Annotated in this window: 17 protein-coding genes and 1 pseudogene; 5 read left to right on the top strand and 13 right to left on the bottom strand. The window is 72.6% G+C overall.

The genetic code is table 11. From position 1 onward, the window contains the following. Positions 1-83: 83 nt before the first annotated feature. Genes BLW63_RS15165 through BLW63_RS15145 form a run of 5 tightly spaced genes read right to left on the bottom strand, consistent with a single transcriptional unit; the run spans position 84 to position 5,764 of the window. The gene (locus BLW63_RS15165) at positions 84-797 is read right to left on the bottom strand and encodes an HAD family hydrolase (protein WP_091158022.1); all 714 of its coding nucleotides are present in this window, start codon (positions 795-797) and stop codon (positions 84-86) included. Then, positions 794-1,942 (bottom strand): non-hydrolyzing UDP-N-acetylglucosamine 2-epimerase, encoded by a 1,149-nt coding sequence (wecB, locus tag BLW63_RS15160; protein ID WP_091158019.1) that lies wholly within the window; start codon positions 1,940-1,942, stop codon positions 794-796. Before wecB ends, BLW63_RS15165 begins: the two co-directional genes overlap by 4 nt. Further along, complete coding sequence (locus tag BLW63_RS15155) at positions 1,939-2,979, bottom strand: ATP-grasp domain-containing protein (RefSeq protein WP_091157939.1); 1,041 nt, start codon at positions 2,977-2,979, stop codon at positions 1,939-1,941. The genes wecB and BLW63_RS15155 overlap by 4 nt, the downstream gene beginning before the upstream one ends. Then, positions 2,976-4,322 (bottom strand): exosortase/archaeosortase family protein, encoded by a 1,347-nt coding sequence (locus BLW63_RS15150; RefSeq protein ID WP_091157938.1) that lies wholly within the window; start codon positions 4,320-4,322, stop codon positions 2,976-2,978. Before BLW63_RS15150 ends, BLW63_RS15155 begins: the two co-directional genes overlap by 4 nt. After that, positions 4,322-5,764 carry a glycosyltransferase family 2 protein gene (locus tag BLW63_RS15145; protein ID WP_244522591.1) on the bottom strand — a complete coding sequence of 481 codons (1,443 nt, stop codon included), beginning with the start codon at positions 5,762-5,764 and terminating at the stop codon, positions 4,322-4,324. Before BLW63_RS15145 ends, BLW63_RS15150 begins: the two co-directional genes overlap by 1 nt. A 224-nt stretch (positions 5,765-5,988) precedes the next feature. On the opposite strand from BLW63_RS15145, the gene BLW63_RS15140 reads away from it, so the two are divergent. Further along, on the top strand, positions 5,989-7,581 hold the full coding sequence (locus tag BLW63_RS15140) for a putative bifunctional diguanylate cyclase/phosphodiesterase (RefSeq protein WP_091157937.1): 1,593 nt from the start codon (positions 5,989-5,991) through the stop codon (positions 7,579-7,581). Between the two features lie 46 nt (positions 7,582-7,627). Here BLW63_RS15140 and BLW63_RS15135 read toward each other — a convergent pair whose 3' ends face one another. After that, positions 7,628-8,887: an MFS transporter gene (locus BLW63_RS15135; protein ID WP_244522590.1), complete on the bottom strand. Its 1,260-nt coding sequence runs from the start codon at positions 8,885-8,887 to the stop codon at positions 7,628-7,630. Between the two features lie 350 nt (positions 8,888-9,237). Between BLW63_RS15135 and BLW63_RS15130 the strand changes: the two genes are divergently transcribed. Next, complete coding sequence (locus BLW63_RS15130) at positions 9,238-9,759, top strand: hypothetical protein (protein ID WP_091157936.1); 522 nt, start codon at positions 9,238-9,240, stop codon at positions 9,757-9,759. Between the two features lie 6 nt (positions 9,760-9,765). Next, positions 9,766-10,248 carry a hypothetical protein gene (locus tag BLW63_RS15125; RefSeq protein ID WP_091157935.1) on the top strand — a complete coding sequence of 161 codons (483 nt, stop codon included), beginning with the start codon at positions 9,766-9,768 and terminating at the stop codon, positions 10,246-10,248. Positions 10,249-10,437: 189 nt separating this feature from the next. On the opposite strand, the gene BLW63_RS15115 is transcribed toward BLW63_RS15125, so the two are convergent. After that, positions 10,438-11,223 carry a hypothetical protein gene (locus BLW63_RS15115; RefSeq protein WP_091158013.1) on the bottom strand — a complete coding sequence of 262 codons (786 nt, stop codon included), beginning with the start codon at positions 11,221-11,223 and terminating at the stop codon, positions 10,438-10,440. A gap of 84 nt (positions 11,224-11,307) precedes the next feature. Beyond that, positions 11,308-11,538, bottom strand: a complete 231-nt coding sequence (locus tag BLW63_RS15110; protein ID WP_091157930.1) for a hypothetical protein — start codon at positions 11,536-11,538, stop codon at positions 11,308-11,310. Between the two features lie 376 nt (positions 11,539-11,914). Between BLW63_RS15110 and BLW63_RS15105 the strand changes: the two genes are divergently transcribed. Then, positions 11,915-14,305 (top strand): ATP-binding cassette domain-containing protein, encoded by a 2,391-nt coding sequence (locus BLW63_RS15105; RefSeq protein WP_091157927.1) that lies wholly within the window; start codon positions 11,915-11,917, stop codon positions 14,303-14,305. A gap of 56 nt (positions 14,306-14,361) precedes the next feature. Beyond that, a complete protein-coding gene (locus BLW63_RS15100; protein ID WP_091157925.1) occupies positions 14,362-14,769 on the top strand; it encodes an ester cyclase in 408 nt (135 codons plus the stop codon). A gap of 73 nt (positions 14,770-14,842) precedes the next feature. On the opposite strand, the gene BLW63_RS15095 is transcribed toward BLW63_RS15100, so the two are convergent. The 5 genes and pseudogenes from BLW63_RS15095 to BLW63_RS15075 form a co-directional block, all read right to left on the bottom strand. Further along, the gene (locus BLW63_RS15095; RefSeq protein WP_091157923.1) at positions 14,843-15,256 is read right to left on the bottom strand and encodes a VOC family protein; all 414 of its coding nucleotides are present in this window, start codon (positions 15,254-15,256) and stop codon (positions 14,843-14,845) included. After that, a complete protein-coding gene (locus BLW63_RS15090) occupies positions 15,253-15,912 on the bottom strand; it encodes a dihydrofolate reductase family protein (protein ID WP_091157921.1) in 660 nt (219 codons plus the stop codon). Before BLW63_RS15090 ends, BLW63_RS15095 begins: the two co-directional genes overlap by 4 nt. Positions 15,913-16,418: 506 nt before the next feature. Further along, positions 16,419-16,576 (bottom strand): annotated as a pseudogene (locus BLW63_RS15085) (transposase); the annotation flags it as partial. 572 nt (positions 16,577-17,148) lie between these two features. Then, complete coding sequence (locus BLW63_RS15080) at positions 17,149-19,479, bottom strand: hypothetical protein (protein WP_139263566.1); 2,331 nt, start codon at positions 19,477-19,479, stop codon at positions 17,149-17,151. Further along, complete coding sequence (locus tag BLW63_RS15075) at positions 19,476-20,567, bottom strand: hypothetical protein (protein WP_139263564.1); 1,092 nt, start codon at positions 20,565-20,567, stop codon at positions 19,476-19,478. Before BLW63_RS15075 ends, BLW63_RS15080 begins: the two co-directional genes overlap by 4 nt. Positions 20,568-20,825: the final 258 nt, after the last annotated feature.

Raw genomic sequence — 20,825 nt, 5'->3', positions numbered from 1 at the left:
TCGGCCCGCCCGTCGTCCGGCGCATCGGCACGACGACTCCGGCACTGGAGCGTTCCGGACGAGGACCACCCGGTCGGGGGACGTCAGCCATGCGTCAGCGCCCCGATCAGGTCCAGGGCGAGTTCCGCGGCCTCGGGGAAGGTGTCGACGACGGCCTCGGCCCGCGGCTCGTCCGGCGCGGCGGCGTACTCCCCCTGCCGCACGCGGATCGACCGCGCGCCCACGGCCGCCGCCACGGCGACGTCCTTGCCCGGCCGGTCGCCGATGACGAGCAGCCGCCCGGGCGGCAGGCCGAGCCGCCCGGCGACGGCGAGCAGGCCGGCGGGGTGCGGCTTGCGGACAGCGCGACCGCCGAGCGAGTCGCTGACGACGACGACCGGCAGCAGCGGCCCGAGCCCGGTCGCGGCCACCTTCGCCGCCTGGATGGCCGGGTTGCCGTCGGTCAGGCAGGCCAGCGGGGCGGCCGCCACCAACTGCCGGAGCGACTCCTCCACCCCCGGATAGGGCGACAGCCGCGGCGGCGAGTGCAGCGTGAACGCCGCCACGAGCGGCGGCACCACCTCGGCCAGCGCCGACGCCGGGACGCCGACGGCGAGCAGTGCCCGGTCGATCGTCCCGCCGGCGTCGGAGCCGGCGGCCAGCTCGGACCGCAGCGCGGCGTGCACCGCGGCGCCGTCCAGCCCCGCGGAACCGGCCGCCACCCCGACCGCCGCCGCGGCGGAGGCGAGGTAGTCGGCCTGCGGGTAGAGCGTGTCGTCGAGGTCGACGACCACGCCCAGCGGCGCGGGTCCGCTCACCACGGCAGGCGGCCGTCGGTGAAGTCCGGCTCGTCGAGGGCCAGCAGGGCGTCGGTCCGCTCGTCGGCGAGGACGGCGGCCACCTGCGGCCCCGTCGTCCCGTCGCCGTAGGGGCACGGCACGGTCGCGGCCCGCTCCTGCCCCTCGGCGCTGGTGTGTCCGGCCGCGGCGGCCAGCACGGCGGCCGCCGCGCGGTCGTCGGCCAGACCGGCGAGCGTCGTCGTCCCGGCCTCCACGCCCTCCCAGCGCGGCGTCGAGCCGCGCAGCACCACCACCGGGACGCCGAGGTACGCCGCCTCCTCCTGGATGCCGCCGGAGTCGGTGACCGCCAGCCGCGCCGAGGCCAGCGCGGCCAGCAGGACGTCGTAGCCGACCGGGCCGGTGAAGGTGATGCGCCGGTCCACCAGCTGCGCGCCGAGCCCGGTGGCCTCGAGGCGCGCCGCGGTGCGCGGGTGCACCGGGAAGGTGACCGGCCCGACCCGCTCGGCCAGCGCCCGCACCACGCCGACGAGGCGGGCGAGACGGACCGGGTCGTCGACGTTGGTCGGCCGGTGCGCGGTCACCAGCACGCCGGCGCGCTCGGCGACCGGCACCCGCCGCACGCCGCGGGCCACGAGCGTGTCGATGACGGGGTTGCCGACGACGAACACCCGCTCGGCGGGGACGCCCTCGTCGGCGAGGAAGGCCGCAGCCCGCTTGGTCGGCGCGAAGTGCAGCTGCGCGGTGGCCGCGGCGACCCGCCGGTTGACCTCCTCGACGCTGCGCGGGTTGAGGCTGCGCAACCCGGCCTCGAGGTGCGCGAACGGCACCCCCGCGGCGCGGGCAGCCAGCGCGTAGGCCGGCACGGTGTTCGTGTCGCCGAGCGCGAGCACCAGGTCCGGCGCCACGAGGCGCAGCGCGCGGGACGCGTCGGCGTGCAGCGCGCCGGTCCGCTCGGCCGGGTCGGCCGGCAGCGCGAAGCGGTGCCCGGGGGTCAGCCCCAGCGCCGCCTGCAGCTGCGACCCCATCTCCGGGTCGGTGTGCTGGCCGGTGTCGACGACGCTGACCCGGTGCCCGGCGTCGGTCAGCGCGCGGACGACCGGGGCCAGCTTCACCACCTCGGGCCGGGTGCCGAACGGCACCAGCACGTGCCGCGAGCGCGTCATGCCGTCACCGCCAGCGGGGTGCACGGGTCGACGACGGGGCTGCCGTCGTCGCTGCTGTAGGTCTCGGCGAAGTAGCGGCTCATCGCGACGCCGGGCCGGAAGGAGAGCTCCGGCAGCGGCTCGCCGCGGACGCCGGCCAGGTACGCGCCGACGACGTCCGCCCCGGCCGCGAGGGTCAGCGGCAGACCGCCCGAGAACCGCGGGTTGATCTCCACGACGGTCGCGCTGCCGTCGTCGGTGACGAAACCCTGCACGTTGGCCGGCCCGGTCAGCCCCACCGCGGCCAGCGCGGCGGTGGCGACCCGGGTGACCGCGTCGGAGGCGAAGGTGCGGCCCTTGACCGAGATCCCGGCCTTCGTCTCCTCGCGCCAGCGCGGCACGACCACGCGGACGGCGCCGTCCCGGTCGACCAGGGCGTCGGCGGTGAACTCGCGGCCGGCCAGCCGGGTCTGGGCGATCAGGCCGTCGTCCGCACCGAGCACCGCCACCACGTCGTCCCGTTCGTCGAGCAGCCGCACGCCACGGCTGCCGCGCCCGGCCAGCGGCTTGACCACCCACGGGCCGGGGACGCTCGCGACCTCGCCGGGGGACGCCGCGGTCGCCGGGTGCGGTACGCCCGCGGCAGCCATGGCCCGGGCGAAGGCAGCCTTGTCGCAGCACACGTCGACGGCGGCGGCGTCCGGCAGCCAGGTGGCGACGCCGGCGGCGGCCAGCCGGCCGGCACCGGCGGCCAGGTACGGCAGCTCCTCGGCGACCGTGCTGATGAGCGCGTCGACGCCGTGCACGGTGCACACACCGACTACGGCCTCGACGAAGCGCGGGTGGTCGCCGCGCGGCAGGGTGACCGCCTCGTCGGCGAGGGCGCCACCGGCAGCGGCGCTGTCGGCGTCGCCGGCGACGACCCGGTGGCCCAGGGCGACCAGCCGGCGGACGACGGCCACGCCGGCGGGGCCACCGGAACCGGTGACGAGCACGGCGGCGTCGCCGCGGATCGGGGCGGTGGCCGGCGGGCGGGGCTGGGGCAGCGAGGGGGTCATCGGTCGTCCTGGCTCGTCGGGGCGGGAACGGGAGGTCCAGGGCGCAGCTGCGCCGGCACGGGAGGGCGCAGGTCGGCGCGGACGGGCAGCCGCGGCAGCCGTTCGGTCGGCGGCTCGTCGTCCGGACCGACCACGGGCACGGGCACCGGCACGGGTACGGGCCTGGGCGCGGGCACCCGCGCCATCGGCGGCAGGGGCGGCACGGGCCCGGGCACCCGCGCCATCGGCGGCAGGGGCGGCACGGGCGGGGCCACGGGCACCGGTCCGGGCCCGGTCTCGGGCACGGGCACGGACCCGGGTGCCGGCGGGGGCTCCGCGGCGGACGCCGGAACGACGTCGCGCTCCGGGTGCTGGAGCAGCCAGCCGCGCGCCCAGAGCCGCAGCGCGGCGACCCGGTGGTCGGTCACCGGCTCCCACTGGCGCGCGGCGATCGAGGTGGCGAGCGCGTCGAGGACGGCCGGTTCGTCGTCGTAGGTCGCCACCGCGACGAGGGATGCCGCGTGCGCGCCCAGGCCGTCGTCGGCCAGCGCGCGGACCCGGGCAGCCCGCTCCGCCGGGGGGAGGTGACCGATCCGGTAGTCGATGCGCGCGGCCTCGCGGCGCGCGCCCATCCACCGGGCGACCTGCCCGGGCAGCACGTACCGGTACATCAGGCCGGTGAGGTTGGTGCGCCGGGAGGCGCGGCGGACGTCGTCGTCGTCGAGCCGGTAGCCCAGGCCGGGGCGCGCCCAGCTGTCGGGACGGCGGGCGGTGTGCCGCCCGGCGACGTCCTGCTCGGCGCGCTCGGCGGTCGGCAGCGTGATGCACACCATGAGGAGGAAGCCGCCGAGGGTGGCGGCGAGGTTCCACACGGTGCCGACCCAGTCGTGGAACAGCACCAGCGCCGGCGTCCCCCACACGAGGCCGGCGAGGGTGGAGCCGACCAGCCGCAGGTGGTTGAGCGCCAGCAGCGCGGCGACGGCGACCACGAGCCCCGCGACGGCGTGCTGCCGGCGGCCGCGCAGGACGACGGCGGTCAGCGCGGTCAGGCCGAGCACCGACAGGATCGAGGAGCAGGACTCGGTGACCTCGGCCAGGATGATCTCGCCGTCGGGGCGGAACACCAGGACGTGCCGCTCCAGGGACGCCGACACCGAGTCGACGCCGAACAGGTTGAGCACGTCGGCCGCCCAGCGGGCCTCGTGCACCTGCAGGAAGCCGGCGCCGTAGCGGAAGCCGACGGCGCAGATGACCACCGCCAGCAGCAGGTCGAGCAGCACGGGGACCAGCCGCCGGCTGCTGCCCAGAGGACGTCGTCCCTGCCGGCGCCGGATCCGCTCGTCGACCGCCGCGGGCGCGGCCATCAGGAGCCCGCCCCGGCCGCCACCACCGGCGGGTCGACCCGCACCGTCGACGTCGCGCCCGACCGGGAGGTCTTCACCCAGGTGTAGGGGCGGCCCAGCATGCCGTCGACGTAGGCCCGCGTGGTGATCCAGATCGACAGCGCGAAGGCCGGCAGGAAGCCCAGCAGCCGCCACGCCGACCGCCGCTCCACCCGGCCGATCAGCAGGCCGACCGAGAGCTCGGCCAGGGGGCCGACGAACAGGAGCATCGACAGCGGCAGCAGCGCGACGATCGGCAGGTCGCCGATGCCGAAGGCGCGCAGCACGGTCAGCAGCAGGCCGATCCCGCTGAGCAGCGGCACGTGGTAGACGAGCAGGAAGAGCGTCGTCTCGACCTTCTCGACGAGGCTCAGGTGCGGCGAGCGCATCAGCGGGCGCCAGTAGTCGCGGAAGCACTTCTGGTGGCCGCGGGCCCACCGGTACCGCTGCTTCCAGAACCGCTGCGCGCTGACCACCGCCTCCTCGAAGTCGACGGCGGAGAGGTCGTAGCGCACCCGCTGGCCGGCCATGAGCACACGCAGCGTGAGGTCGGTGTCCTCGGTGACGGTGTGCGGGTTCCAGCCGCCGAGGCCGCGCAGCGTGGACATGCGGACGGCGCAGTTCGCGCCCCCGTACGCGGGCAGCTCGAACAGCGCCTGCCGGCCGTACTCGTTGACGAGGTAGCCGGAGAGGAAGTCGACGAAGACGGTCGAGGCCATCTGCGAGTCGCGGCCGTTGCGGATGACGCAGCGGCCCATCACCGCGCCGACCACCGGGTCGCGGAAGTGCCGGACCAGCCGCCGCAGCGCCGTGGGGTCGGGTTCGTGGTCGGCGTCGAAGACGACCGCGATCTCGGCGTCCACCAGGTGCAGCGCGTCGTTGAGCGCGCCGGACTTGCCGCCGCCGGAGCCCGGCGGGCGGTGCAGCACGCGCAGCCGCGGCTCGCGGGCGGCCCAGGCGTCGAGCCGGGCGCCGGTGGTGTCGTCGGAGCCGTCGTCGACGACGACGAGGGTCAGCCGGTCGGCCGGGTAGTCCAGCGCCAGCAGCGCGGTGACCATCCCGTCGACGACGAGCTCCTCGTTCTTGCAGCCGACGAAGACGGCGACCGAGGGCGTGTAGCTGTGCAGCCCCACGTCGGCGGCCAGCATGTCGTGCTCGGCCCAGCGCGCGGCGGCGACGGCGAAGCCGAGGTGCCGGCAGAAGTAGACGCCGAAGGCGACGTTGAGCACCCCGCCGATGACGCCGAGGGTCTCGTCGAGGCCGTGGAAGAGGGCGGCCAGGGTGAAGCCGCAGGCGTAGGCGAGCAGCACCAGGGGCCGCCCCTCCGGCCGGGCGGCGTGCGGGTCCCCCGGGGCCGCTGCGGGGACGGCTGCGGCCGGCGGGAGCGTGGTGCCGAGCGTGGTCGTGCCGCGGACCGCCCTCACCCCCCGCCCCTGTCACCTGCGGTGGAGGCGGACTCCACCGTTCAGCTCCATCGGCAGCCGGAGGGCGCAGGTTGAGCCGAAGGGCGCCGGGCCGGCCGGGGCGCGACCGCCCCGCCCGGGTGAGGACTCCCCGGGCGGCTCAAGGTCCCCGGCGTCGGTGCCGTTGGGCGGGGACGTCGGCCGAGGCGGACGGCGATCACCGGGGACGACACGTGGAGGGACCGATGGTGGTGAACCGGTCGGAGGCGCTCGCCCCACTGCGGTCGGCCGTGGCGCGCGAGGCGGCCGTGGTGGCGGTGCTGACAGTCCTCGTCGCGGTGTCCAGCGGGATGTGGGACCTGCCCGGACGGATCACCGACTGGTCCCGGTCGGCCGTCGGCCCCCTCGACGACGTCGTCCTGCTGCTGGCCGCGTCACACCTGTTCATGGCCGTCTTCGGGTCGCGCCGGGCCCGGGAGCTGAAGGCCCAGTACGCCCGCCGCGTGCAGGCGGAGGACGAGCTGCGCGCACGCGCCCGGACCGATCCGCTGACCGGGCTGCTCAACCGCGCCGGGCTGGCCGAGGAGCTGCGCTCGGCGGTCGAGGGCGCGGCCGGCGGCGGCTCGCCGCCCGCCGTGGTCATGCTGGACCTCGACCGGTTCAAGGAGGTCAACGACACCCTCGGGCACGCCGTCGGGGACGCCCTGCTGTGCGCCGTCGCCGAGCGGCTGACCGGGGAGCTGCGCCGGGACGACGTGCTCGCGCGGCTGGGCGGGGACGAGTTCGTCCTGGTGCTGCGCGACGCCGACCCGGACACCGTCGAGCACACCACCCGCAGGGTCCTGGCCGCGTTGCGGCGGCCCTTCGAGGTCGACGGTCTGGCGCTCGAGGTCGACGGCAGCCTGGGGGTGGCCACCTCCGGTACCGGCCCGACCGAACTGCTGCGTGCCGCTGACGTGGCCATGTACGCGGCCAAGGCCGACCGCAGCGGGGTCGTCGTCCACTCCCCCGACCTGGACCGGCACGACCCCGCGCAGCTGGGCCTCTTCGGGGACCTGCGCCGCGGCATCCGCGACGGTGAGCTCCGGGTCCACTACCAGCCCAAAGCCACGCTGGCCGACGGGCGGGTGATCGGGGTGGAGGCCCTGGTCCGCTGGGACCACCCCCAGCGGGGCCTGCTCCCCCCGTCGGAGTTCATCGGCGTGGCCGAGACGACCGGGCTGATCCGCACGCTCACCGACGTCGTCCTCGGCCGGGCGCTCGGGGACTGCCGCCGTTGGCGGGCGGAGGGTGCGGCGCTCAGCGTGGCGGTGAACCTCTCCGCCCGCGTCCTGCTCGACACCGCCCTGCCCGACCGGATCTCAGGCCTGCTCGCCGAGCACGGCCTGCCGGCGGACTGCCTGGAGCTGGAGGTCACCGAGAGCGCGGCGATGCAGGACCCCGGACAGGCCCTCGACGTGCTGCAACGGCTGCGCGCGCTCGGCATCACGCTGTCGGTGGACGACTACGGCACCGGGCACGCCTCGCTGTCCTACCTCAGCCGCCTGCCGGTGAGCACGCTGAAGATCGACCGCTCGTTCGTGTCGACCATGGAGGTCGACGGCACCGATCAGGTCATCGTGCGCAGCACCATCGAGCTGGCCCACGCCCTGGGGCTGCGGGTGGTTGCCGAGGGCGTCGAGACCCGGGGCACGTGGGAGCGGCTCGTCGCACTCGGCTGCGACGAGGCGCAGGGCTACTGGCTGGGCCGGCCGGGACCGGCCGAGGACGTGCTCGCGCGGGTCGCTGCGATCGAGGCCTCGACGTCCGGCGGGGTCGTCCTGTCCGCCGGCGCCTGACCGCCCGCCGTCGGGCGGTCCGGCACCGGGGGCAGGGCACCGAGGGTCAGACCGACGGGTCCAGGACGCGCAGGTCGCGGACGTAGACGGCGGTGCCGTGACCGAAGCCCGACACCAGCGGCTGCACGCGGGGCGCGACGGCCGCGACCAGGCCGCGCGGCGTCACGGGCACCCGGAGCGCGTCCCCGGCGACCGACAGCACCAGGACGCCGGCGACCAGCGCCAGCAGCGGCACCGTGGCCAGCGCCGCGGCCAGCCCGGCGTGCTCGGCGAGCAGGCCGATCAGCGGGGGTCCGCCCAGCAGCCCGGTGTAGCCGACCGTGGTGGCCAGCGCGATGCCACGCGCACCGCCGAGGACGCCGGCCCGCGAGATCGCCAGCGGGAAGACGTTGGCCAGGCCGAGCCCGACCAGCACGAACCCGCCCAGAGCCGTCGACACCGAGGTCGCCGTCACCGCTGCTGCGCCCCCGGCGGCCGCCAGCACGGCGCCGCCGGCGAGCAGCCGCCGCTCCCCCAGCGCCGCCACCAGCCGGCCTCCCGCGAGGCGGCCGCAGGCCATGGCGAGCGAGAAGCCGGCGTACCCGGCGGCGGCCAGCGAGGTCGTCGCGCCGAGCTCGTCGCGCAGGTGCAGCGCGCCCCAGTCGGAGAGCGCGCCTTCGCCGAAGGCGGTGCACCCGGCGATGGCGCCGAGGACGACGAGCACCGCGGTCGGCCGCGGCCCGCCGTCCGCGCCGGCGGGCCCGGGTGCCGCGGACCGTGGGCCGTCGGCGCGCACGAGGGCCCGCGCGGCCCAGGCGGTGACGAGCAGGCCGAGGGCGCCGACGAACACCAGGTGGGCGGCGACGCCGGCCACGGTCGCCAGCAGCCCGCCCAGCAGCGCGCCGGCCAGGCCGCCGAAGCTGAAGCCGGCGTGCAGACCGGACAGCAGCGGCCGGCCGAGCCGCCGCTCGACGGTGACGCCGACCGCGTTGGCCGCGACGTTGACCATGCCGGTGGCGCCGCCGAAGACGAGCAGCGCGGCGCACAGTGCCGGCAGCGACGTCGCCAGGCCGGGCAGCACCAGGGAGACGCAGAGCAGCAACGACGCGGCGGCCGTTACGACGCCCGCGCCGAGCCGGGCGCACAGCGCGCCGGTGACCTGCATGGCCGCCAACGCACCGATGGACAGGCACAGCAGGGCGACGCCGAGCGCGCTGTGCCCGATGCCCACGCCGGCGGCGACGTCGGGCACGCGGGCGGCCCAGCTGCCGAAGACGGCGCCGTCCAGCGCGAAGACGGCGGCGACGGCAACCTGCAGGCGGGGCAACGTCGGGACGGTCGGTACGGCCGCGGACACCGGGGTCCGGACACGCGAGAGCAGGGGTGAGGTGGACACGGGGACCTCGCAGGAGGGAGACACGGGCCACCGCACCGGGTGGCCGCTCGAGGGGCGGGGAGAGCACACGACCTCGGGCACCCACGTCCACGGTGGCAGCTCGCGCCGCGTCCCGCCGTCAGCACGTCTGTGCAGGTGGCCACACCACCGGCTCAAACGTCACGGTGGTCACCTCCCGCCCCGCCGGGGTGAGGTCCACGGCACGTTCGTCTCAACAAGACCGGTCGCGCAGCCGATGGTCGGGCACGACAGATCGGCTCGACGCGGGGACGGAGACCACGATGCGAACCAGCCTGCGCCGGAGGGTGGGGGTCGTCCTCGGCGTCACCCTGCTGCTGACCGGCGGCGGCGTCGCGGTCGCGTCCTGGCTCGCCTCCGGCACCGGCCAGGGGTCCGCGCGCGCCGCGAGCGTCACCGGGCTCGTCGTGAGCGCCGGCAGCCCGGTCGGCGCCCTCTACCCGCTGCCCGGGGGCACGACGCCGGCGACGGGCTACGGCTCGGGCACCGTCGGGTCGGTCGCCACCACGGTGAGCAACCCCAACCCGTTCCCGGTGACGATCACCTCGGCCGTCGTCGGCTCGGCGACGGCCAGCCCGGTGGGCGGCCGGACCTGCGCCGCCGGCAGCGTGCTGCCCGCCACGACAGCGCCGATCTCCCTGGACCCCCCGGTGACCCTGGCGGCGGGCTCCGCGCCCACCCCGGTGACCGTCCCCGGCGCGGTCTACATGGTGGCGACGGCCGAGGACGGCTGCCAGGGCGCCTCCTTCAGCGTCCCCGTCACGGTCACCGGCGCCTCCGCCTGACCGCTCGTGCGCGACCGCCTGCCCGCCGTCCTCGCGCTGCTCGCGCTCGCGAGCGGCCTGCTGTCCCCGCCCCCGGAGGCGGCCGCGGCCTGGACCGTCGCCGGCGGGGCGGTGCTCCCCGCCCAGGCCGCCCAGATGCCGGCCGGGGACACCACGGCGCCGTCGGTGACCGCGGAAGGCACCTACCAGTCGGCTCGCACCTTCACCGTCACCTGGCCCACTGTCCGGCCGTTCGGGGGCCGGCCGGCGACCGGGTACGTGCTGACGCGGACCACCACCCTCAGCAACCCGCCCATGGACACCGGCAGCTGCTCGGGCGTGGTCGCAGACGGCGTTCCCGGCGTCTACGTCCCGGCCGACCCCGGAGCGGCCACCCAGGCCTGCACCGACACCACGCGACGCTATCTGGGCAGCGTGCAGTACACCGTCGCCCCGGTCTGGGGCCGCTGGGTCGGCAACCCCTCACCGGCCTCGACTGCGGTGCTCTGACCGGCGTCCCGGCGCCCGGCCGGCGGGTCAGCCGGCCGGTGCCGTGGAGAGGTGGACCGTGGCCCGCCGGCCTCGACGGCCTGCAGCGTGCGCAGGTGCAGCAGCGCTGGCTGGCCGGCCACCATCCGGGCGGCGTTGGCCAGCGTGCGGGTCGCCGCGGCCCCCGTGCGCCGGCCGGAGGCGGTGGCGTCAGGCGGCCGACGCCGACTGCTGGTCAGCGGCGACCAGGTGGCACCCGCTCGTCCCGACCGGCGTGACGGGGAAGCCCATCGCGGTGAGGACGTCGGCGACCGCAGCGTTCATCGTCCGCTCCACCGCCGCCTCGACCACCTCGCCCCGGACCCGCTCCAGGCTCATCCGGTCGTGCTGGCGCCAGGTGACGAGGATGCCGCGGCGTGCCGGGTCGGGAGTCAGGCACACGCCGCCGGCCGGGCTGTCCCCCGCGGCGTCGTGCAGGCTGAGCCCGGCCTCTACCAGCGCCGCGCTCACCTCCACCAGGAGCGTCGTCAGCGCGTCGGCGTCCGACAGCAGCTCGTCCCAGTCGTCGGCCAGCCGGTCCAGCTGGCTGCCCAGCTCGGTCAGCCAGGCGCGCTCCTGCGGCGACTGACGCCGGACCAGCGAGCCGTCGGCCCGGCGGGCGCCGTGGACCACCTGCACCGTCGCGGGGAACCCGCCGGAGACCGCGGCCCAGTCCGCCTCCATCCGGCCGGGGAAGGGGCCGGCCAGGACGACCGTGCCCGCTCGGTCCTGCGGCTCGTCGACCAGCCACCACGCCGCCGTCCCGCGGCCGGCCGGGTGCGCCGTCCCCTCGCCCTCGGCACGCTCCCGCCCGGTGGGGGCCGCGGCGTCGGCCGCCTGCTGCCGAGCACGGTGCGCCCGCTCGGCCTCGTAGCGGGCCGTCGAGCTCCTGCCCAGGGCGACGACCAGCACGAGCAGCGCGAGGAGGGCCAGCAGGGCCTCTCCCAGCTCCAGCATCACGACTCCACACCTCCGCAGTGCGATCCGGCCGCCGCGCGGGCGGCGGACCGGCTGGTCATCGACGTCGACCGGGGACCGCGCTCACCAGGCACGCCAGGCCCCCTGTGGTCCCGCGCCCCAGAGGGCCGCCCGCCGCACCCAGTCCCGCAGCCGCGCGCGGCCCCCCGGCCGCTGCCGGTCGGCCGCCCGGGGCGCGGGCTCCGCTGCGGAACCGAGCGCGAACAGGTCCAGGAGGAGGGCGAGCCCGTCGTCGGCCGGGAGGTCCTCGGTCCCGGTCGGGGTGCGGGGGATGGTGGTGCTGGGCGTGCTCACGCAGGTCTCCTCGGGCGGGTCCCGCCGCGGCCGGGGAAGGGCCGCGCGCAGCCGGAAAACTAGGGCTCGCGGGGCCGCGGACCACCCGCCCGGACACCCCGCTCCCGGCCCCGTCACCGCATCGTTGTGGAGGCCGTGCGCGGGGGTCGGCGACCCCTCGCTGCGGACGCCGTCTTGTCGACAAGCGCCCTGTCCACGAGCGTGGGACGGCCGCTGCGGCACGCGGTCACGCCCGGACGCCGGTGCGACACCCGCGTGTCGCGAACGGCCGCCGTCACCCGGACGGGCGCGCGGCACCCCGACTGACACCCCCATCCGGTAGACAGCGGACCGTCGCCGCGAGTGCGGGGACGGCCGCTCGACAGAGGGAGTTCCGATGAGCACGGCCACGGGGCCCGGCACGCAGTCGTCCGCCCAGCATGCCGCCGACAGCCACGACCTGATCCGCGTCCACGGCGCGCGCGTGAACAACCTCAAGGACGTCAGCGTCGAGATCCCGAAGCGCCGGCTCACGGCGTTCACCGGCGTCTCCGGCTCGGGCAAGAGCTCCCTGGTGTTCAGCACCATCGCCGCGGAGTCGCAGCGGCTGATCAACGAGACCTACAGCGCGTTCCTGCAGGGCTTCATGCCGACGCTGTCGCGGCCCGAGGTCGACCTCCTGGAGGGGCTGACGACGGCGATCATCGTCGACCAGGAGCGGATGGGCGCCAACCCGCGTTCCACCGTCGGCACCGCCACCGACGCCAACGCGATGCTGCGGATCCTCTTCAGCCGGCTCGGGCAGCCCTACATCGGCCCGCCGACCGCCTTCGCGTTCAACGTGCCGACGCGCAAGGCGAGCGGCGTCATGAGCACCGAGAAGGGCGGCCGGGTCGAGAAGAACGTGGTGCGGGAGGCCGTCTACCAGGGCGGGATGTGTCCGCGGTGCGAGGGCATGGGCGCGCTCAACGACTTCGACCTGACGGCGCTCTACGACGGGTCGAAGTCGCTGAACGAGGGCGGCCTGATGGTGCCGGGCTACAGCATGGACGGGTGGTACGGCCGCCTCTTCCAGGGCATCGGCCTCGACCTGGACAAGCCGATCGGCAGGTACACGAAGAAGGAGATGCAGGACCTCCTCTACAAGGAGCCCACCAAGATCAAGGTCGAGGGCATCAACCTCACGTACGAGGGCGTGATCCCGAAGGTCCAGAAGTCGATGCTCTCCAAGGACGTCGACGCGCTGCAGCCGCACGTCCGGCGCTTCGTGGAGCGGGTGGTGACGTTCACGACCTGCCCCGAGTGTGACGGCACCCGCCTCAGCAGGGAGGCCCGGTCGTCGACGATCGGCGGGAAGAGCATCGCCGACGTCTGCACCATGCAGATCAGCGATCTCGCCGACTGGGTGCGGGGGCTCGACGCGCCGTCGGTCGCACCGCTGGTCGCCGGGCTGCAGCACCTGCTCGACTCGTTCGAGGAGATCGGTCTGGGGTACCTCTCGCTCGACCGGCCCGCGGGCACCCTGTCGGGCGGCGAGGCGCAGCGCACGAAGATGATCCGGCACCTCGGCTCGTCCCTCACCGACGTCACCTACGTGTTCGACGAGCCGACGATCGGCCTGCACCCCCACGACATCGAGCGGATGAACCGGCTGCTGCTGCAGCTGCGCGACAAGGGCAACACCGTGCTGGTCGTCGAGCACAAGCCGGAGGCGATCGCGATCGCCGACCACGTCGTCGACCTCGGCCCCGGCGCCGGCACGGCCGGCGGCGAGGTCGTGTTCGAGGGCACGGTCGACGGGCTGCGGGCCAGCGACACCGTCACCGGCCGGCACCTGGACGACCGCGCGTCGCTCAAGTCCGACGTGCGGACGCCGTCCGGTGCGCTGGAGGTGCGCGGCGCGCGCACGCACAACCTGCAGGACGTCGACGTCGACATCCCGCTCGGTGTCCTCGTGGTGCTCACGGGTGTGGCCGGGTCGGGGAAGAGCTCACTGGTCCAGGGTTCCGTCGCGGACCGGGAGGGCGTGGTGGTGGTCGACCAGGGCGCGATCCGCGGCTCCCGGCGGAGCAACCCGGCGACGTACACCGGGCTGCTCGAGCCGATCCGCAAGGCGTTCGCGAAGGCCAACGGCGTGAAGCCGGCGCTGTTCAGCTCGAACTCCGAGGGCGCCTGCCCCACCTGCAACGGCGCGGGCGTCATCTACACCGAGCTGGGCGTCATGGCCACCGTCGAGTCCACCTGCGAGGAGTGCGAGGGCAAGCGCTTCCAGGCGTCGGTGCTCGAGTACACGCTGGGCGGTCGCGACATCGCCGAGGTGCTCGCGATGTCGGTGACCGAGGCCGAGGAGTTCTTCGGCGACGGGGAGGCCAGGACGCCGGCCGCCCACGCGATCCTCGACCGGCTCGCCGACGTGGGACTCGGCTACCTCACGCTCGGCCAGCCGCTGAGCACGCTCTCCGGTGGTGAGCGGCAGCGGATCAAGCTGGCCGCGCAGATGGCCGAGAAGGGCGACGTCTACGTCCTCGACGAGCCGACCACCGGCCTGCACCTCGCCGACGTGGAGAACCTGCTGGGGCTGCTGGACCGGCTGGTCGACTCGGGCAGGTCGGTCGTCGTCATCGAGCACCACCAGGCGGTCATGGCGCACGCCGACTGGATCATCGACCTCGGCCCCGGCGCCGGGCACGACGGCGGGCGGGTCGTCTTCGAGGGCACCCCCGCCGACCTGGTCGCCGCCCGCTCCATCCTGACCGGTGAGCACCTCGCGGCCTACGTCGGCGCCTGACGTCAGCGGCGGGACGCCGTCCCCAGGGGCACACTCGCGCTGGCACGCTTGCCGGCATGGACGGACGAGGCGCGCGGGAGATCGTCGAGGAGATGCTCCGGCGTCAGCAGGCAGGCGACGACACCTTCCTCGACGAGTTCGTCGCCGTCGACATGGTCAACCACGCGGCCGGCCCCCAGGGCCGCGATGGGCTGGCCCGGATCCTGCGCACCCTCGACCACGACCTCGGGCCGGTCACCCTCGAGCAACACCACCTCATCGGGAACGGCGACATCGTGGCGCAGCACCTCACTCTGCGCGGCACCCATCGGGAGTCGACGATGCCGCTGCTCGCCGACGTGCCCCCGTCGGGTCGTCCCATCGCGTGGACGTTCATCCACATCTGGCGCGTCGCCGACGGGCTGATCGTCGAGCACTGGGCGTGCCGGGACGACATGGGCCTGCTCGAGCAGGTGCGCGGCTGATCGCGTCAGTTCGGGCCGGGACTGCCGCTGCCCTTCCTCGCGCCCGTCGAGGAGCACCACAGCTCCGGTGCTGTCACGACCAGTCAGCCGCGGTGAGACCGTCGGGATGGCCGGCAGGCCACTGGACCAGCTCGATCCGGTTGCCGTCGGGGTCCGTGATCCAGGTCGTCAGGAAGTCCGCTGAACCATCGGGCGACTCGGGCTCGGCGACCTCGATGCCTTTTGTCCTGAGGTCGGCGATCGTGGCGTCCATCGACTCCACCTGGATGACGAGGTGGCTGAGGCCGGTGCCCCGATCCCTGTGGGCCGCACTGGGGTCGAAGACGAGCTCGACGCTGACCACGTCGTCGTCGGGCAGTTTGAGCATCGTCAGCTGTCCGGCCGGGGTCTCCGGCACCCGTCCGACCACCTCGTAGCCGACGGCCGTGTAGAACGCGACCGCTCGATCGGGATCAGCGACCCGGAGGCCGACGTGCAACGTCCTCATCGGTTGTCTCCCGCGTCCTGGGTGGGTGGCGGCCGCTGTACGCGGTAGCGAAGGTGCAGGACCCGGTGCACGGGGTCGGCATCCGCAGCGTTCAACTCGCGGGTCAGCTCGAGCTCGGTCGGCTCGGCGGGCAGGTGGTCGAACAGCCGTCGCCCCCGTCCGAGGAGGACGGGGACGACGTGCAGTTCCATCTCGTCGAGCTCCCCGGCCCGGAGCAGGGCCTGAGCGGCCCCGGCGCCCAGGACCAGCACATCGGCGTCGCCGGCGGCGGCACGGGCCGACTCCGCGCAGGTGCGGACGTCGGTGACGTACTGCACGCTGCCCGGCGGAGGCTCCTCCGGCACCCGGTGGGTGAGCACGAAGACCGGGACGCCGTCGTGGTGGTCGCCCTGCCAGCGGTTCGCGTGCTCGTAGGTGCGGCGGCCCGAGATGACGGCCCGGGTCGCGGTGGCCTCGGCGAACACCTGACCGTTCGGTCCCGGGTCGTGGCGGTGGTCCAGCCAGTTGAACAGCCGGAACCCGCCGGTGCCCATCGGCTCCTCCGTGCTGTCCTGCGGCCCGACGACGAAACCGTCGAGGGACATGGTCATGTCCAGCCGGATCGCTTGGGTCCCGACGCTCATGTGGTCCTGACCAGCGACGATCACGGAACTCATCGGCCTCCGCACCACGCCGGCTGCGGATCGCGATGGACGTGCTCCACGAGCGAGCTCTCGACCAGCACTCTCGGGTGGGCCCCGTGGGGATCGAACCCACAACCCGCGGATTAAAAGTCCCAACCCGGGCATGCCGGGCGAGGCCACATGATGCCGTCCACGCTGGTCAGGGCGGCGTAGGGTGCCAGCGCCTACCGACAAACCTCTCCGGGTAGCGGGCAGTCCGCGACCACAACGCGACCACAAACGTTGGACCTACGGCAGGTCACGGGCGTGACCCTCGCGCGGATCTGTTTGCGGCTCGTCCCCTCGCAGGCGCGCGCTGATGAGGTCATCGGCCGGGGTAACGTCCAACGTCGTGGTGTAGCTCGTCGCGTGTAGCTCTGCGGTGGTGCCAACTCTGCCGTCGGCAAGGTGGGCTGATCGATCACCTCGTCGGCGTCGCTGCGGCGGGTGTCCAGGGCGGTCGGCGCGGGCGGGGTGAGCAAGGCCATCGGGGCCTCGGAGAGGTAGCGGCGGTCGGAGACCTGCCATTCGTCATGGCCTCGATCAGTACGCAGCCGGCCAGCGGCGGCAGCGCGGTGTCATCCGAGAAGATGCCGACGACGTCAGTGCGCCGCTCGACCTCCTTGTTCAGCCACTCCCACGAATTCGTCGACCAGATTATCCAGGGCCACGGTCAGTCCACTCGACAGCGGGCGGAGAGCGTTAACCGCGCGCCGTCGACAGGTCCGTCGACAGCGTGATACGGCCGTTCATCCGGTGCGCCCGGACGAGCCCCTCGCATCAGCACGAGGTCACCCGGACGCGACAGCCATTGCTGGACGGTGGGCCCAGCACGGGTACGGCAGATGCGAAAGTTCGCCCGCCCGTACAAAGTGAGCACCGCAACAAGACCGATGTAGCGCACACTGTCGCGGTGTGCCGTTATATGTGCCGATGTCCCGACGTATCTGTTCAGTGTAAACTCGTTAGGCTCCCACGATTGGAATCCGACCAGAACCGCTTGTTCGTGTAGCAATTGAGCGCACCGCTCGAGGGGTACTATGTCGCTGGGCCGGTCTAGTACGGCCTCATCCTTGTGCTGGCGCACTGGTCCGTCGATGAGCGGGCACGCTCGCCAGGAAGCGGTCGCAGCCAGCCCTGAGAGGTCGTTTAGGATGTTCGCTGGCACGAAGCCCCTCACTAGAGCGTAGTGGTGGCGCCTGAACTCCGCTGCGGCCGCCCTGTGCAATGTCATGGTGTGCCACCCGCTTTGCGCGCGATCGCGACCAGCGCGTCGATGGCACGCTGGAGGTCCGGATCGCCATTGCTGGGCGTGTCTTGGACGCTTTCGGCCGGGAGGTGCCCTAGCGCGGCCATCACCAGCAACTCCCCGGCGAATCTGTCCCCTGACGCCAAGTAGGTCAGATGCTGACGCACGGCGTCTGCGAGGTGGTCGTCACCATCAGGTGACCGGACATCCCATTCGTGGCTGGCGCGCAGAATAGAAGCAATCAAGACCGGTTCGTAGAATCGGCCCAGAAGATACAGGTCGGGGTCCAGCACCTTAGACACCGGCGACCGGAAGCGGGTGTCCAGCCGCGGCTCGACGGGCGTCCGACCGTCGTCGGTCGTCTTGGCCCTCAACCCGTGAATCGCTGCAGCGACGCTGGTCATCAGGTCCGCACCCTGCACCTCTCCGAACACCGAACCGGGATTCAATTCCCAGAAGCGGTCGGCAAACTTCGCTGACGCATCGTCGGAACTCCCTGCGACCTTCCACGCCTCCTCGGTGATCGGAGCGGGCCCATCCGGCCCGCCTCCGGCGTGCGGCCACGGGAAGAAAATATCCTCGAGCCCCCCTGAGCTGCGCAGCGCGTCGAGCCGCGCGGCGATAAGCGGATGCTGTCTGACATCGCTGCGCAGCCTTTCCAGGACGGCCTGCTCCCGGCACCAGGGGCACTGCCGCTTGTCCCAGTTCGGGAGGTACAACGTCTCGACCGCAGCGAAGGTGTGCCAGCGCTTCGGGTCGTGATGAACGAAGTCGGCCGAGCCCTTAAGAGCCCTCGCGTCGCGAGCGCGAGCGACGCCGACGAGGCACCCTAGGTTGACCTCCCCGGAGTCGCCGCCGTTGCGCCGAAGGGTGATCAACTGCTGGCGGTAGCCCTCTAGCCGCCGCCCTGTGATCACCACGTCGTCCACAACCAGCACGTCCGATGCCTCCCGCAGCAGTTGACGCTGGCGTTGCTGGAGCTGGGGGAGTCCGCGCTCAATCGTAGACACCACGCATACTTGATCCAGATTCAATAGATCGGCGACACTGCCGGCCAGCCGCGCCGCCGCCTCGGTGGGCGGGTGCAGGATTACCTGCGGCCTGATGTCTCTGAGGCTTGAGACCGCCTCCGATAGGCCTCTAGCGAAGCGTTCGGTGTCAAGCATAGGAAGCAGGTCGACGTAGAATGCATGGTGCCTGCCGTCGACGTGATCCCGATGGAGACTGAACGCGCCTAGGCCCTTGTATGCCTCGACAATCTTTGTTGAGCGGGCCGTGTCGGCCCTTGTGATCGCCGTTTGCTGGGTGTAGGCCGCGAGCCTCATTAGGTAGGTGTCACGGTCAATTGGGATCACAGTCCGCTTGACTTCGCAGTAAGCGCAACTATCCGCGTTGTAGCGCCTATAGGTGTTGTCGAGCTGGCTCAGCGACCGGACGGGTGCGGTCGACCCGGGCGGCGCGGTCGCCAAGGCCACAACAATAGCCCCTACCTGATCTGCCTGCTCCAGCGCGGGCAGAACTACTTGGTGGGCCATCCGTCCGGAGCTGTTGACTGACAGCAGAAAAAGCGCCTGTTTGACTGTCGGCTCCGGAAAAGCCCGGCGCAGGCGCGCGGTGAGCGTGTTCGGGTCCTCGTAGCCATGCAGGGGCTCGACGAAGATCTGTTTGTCTCGATCAAAGAATCGGTTCGCATAAGCGATCGCGTGGTGCCCGGTCGCGAGCATCGACCAGTGATCGACGACTATGTTCGATCGGTCGCGCAGGTCGGCTAGCAGCCAGAATGCAATACGGTCTAGCGCGCTGGTGGTCGTCAACGCAAAACCGGGTCGCAGGAATGCGCCGTAGTGGTGACCGTTTGGACCCTCGTAGTGCAGCATACTCGTGGCAGGAAGATGTCCCCCTCCATGCTGCAGCAACGTCAGTAGATCCGCTTGCCGTAGCCCCTCCACTAGGGCGTCCTCGTCTAGACCATTGATAGGCGTCCCACGAGTATGCCGCAGCTGGGGCCAGCCTTCGCGGTCGTGCGCGAGCAAGTACAGCGGTGCGTCAGGGACTCGGCTAGCGATGTCGTCAAGAGCGTCGTCGGTGACGTCCTGCATGCGCCACGGATGCACGCCAAGGACCGTCATGTGATTACGGAGGGCCCAGGGGGGCAGGTCTACAACAGAGTTGTCCGCCAGAGCCGGAGGTATTGCTGCAGGAAGCGGAATGTAGAGAATGCTCGCGGTGTCTTCGAGACCGCGGATTTGCTTGATATGGCTGCTTGCAGTCGAGTCGTCCGTCGATTCGAGATCAGCGACAGTCAGTCTCACCCACGACCCTTTAATCGCGATCCGGGGCGCTCAAACAAATCAATGTTGGGGAACATCAGGGAGGTTGTGGTGCCCGCCATCATTGGAACCTCGTCGTCAGCCCCTTCGAGGTTGAAGGCTGAGCTATCCCGACCGACGAAGTCCTGCTGCTGGACCGTACCGTCCTCACGCAGGTATGTCCGATGCAAGGCCAAGCGGCCCGTGCGGATTTCAAACAGTCCGTCAAGTCTGTGACATGCGCGCATCATCTTTTTCAACCCTGCGCCGCGTCCTGGTTCGCCGGGTGGCTTCGTTGTGCCTTCTGGCAGCACTGCTTCCTGCACCAGCTTGAACTCGAAGTGCCGGTCGCCGCCATAAGCCTCGAAGCCGTTATTCATCCGAGCCGCCAAACCCACGCCGCCGTCCGCGACAGTCACCGATAGGAGTTGCATCCGGGAGGCGTCGCCGCCGGTTCGTGCTGTGCGGAGTTCTAGTCGTCGCAGGTACTGTGCTAATGGGCTTGACTCGACTGGCGCAAGCTTCTCAATCGGTACGGCACCGGCCCCGGTTCCCACTTGGAAACGCTCGACGCTAACGAAGCGAACCTGACGGATCCGGCGGCCGTCGAAGTCAAGCCGCGCATGGTCGAAAGTGTTCTCGGTCGCCTGATAGACAAACTCAACGAGCTGCTCCATCTTCCCGATACGGCCGCGCGGGTGGTACTTGGGGGACCCCAACAGCTGCAGCAGCAACGACTCAAGGTTCTTTTGTCGGTCGTCTGGGAGTAACGCCAAGCGGACACGGTCGTCGCTCGCTCCAAGAACCGCTAGGACTCGGTCCTTGCCGTGACCAAAAATGGTCCGGTTGGCTGCGAGAAGATTAGCCTGCAGCCATCGAATCCGCTCTAGGCGTCCTTCGTCACCATCCGCGTCGCACAACTGAGCCAGGATGAGGCCGGGGAGCCGAGATGAGAGCGTTTTCTCTGCCTCGGTGTGCGGTTCTTCATCCAGCTCCAGACGGTGCTCCCGTTGCACGACGCTTGCAGGCTCGAACAGTTTGTCCCCGCGGCCGTCCTTGAAGGTCAGCGTTGGGAACGACAGCCGCGTCATGACCCCCCTGCGGTGCAGCAGGCACAGCGAGGACTGCAGAGCGGCGCTCGCGCCCGGAGCCGCGACACACCCGTGCTGACCGAGGTGCACTGTCACGGCTGTCGCCGTGCTCGGCACCCTCCCAAGCCACTCCTCGACGTCCTCGCGTCGCAGACGCCGAGGAAGTTCCCACCGCACGGTGGGCGCTGACGGGGCGAGGGGCATCGAACTCCCACAATGACTTCTGACACGGACACCAACAGCGTCGCCTCAGTCCTT

Source organism: Geodermatophilus africanus (assembly GCF_900107105.1).
Classification (GTDB): domain Bacteria; phylum Actinomycetota; class Actinomycetes; order Mycobacteriales; family Geodermatophilaceae; genus Geodermatophilus; species Geodermatophilus africanus.
This window is presented reverse-complemented; position numbering and strand designations above follow the sequence as displayed.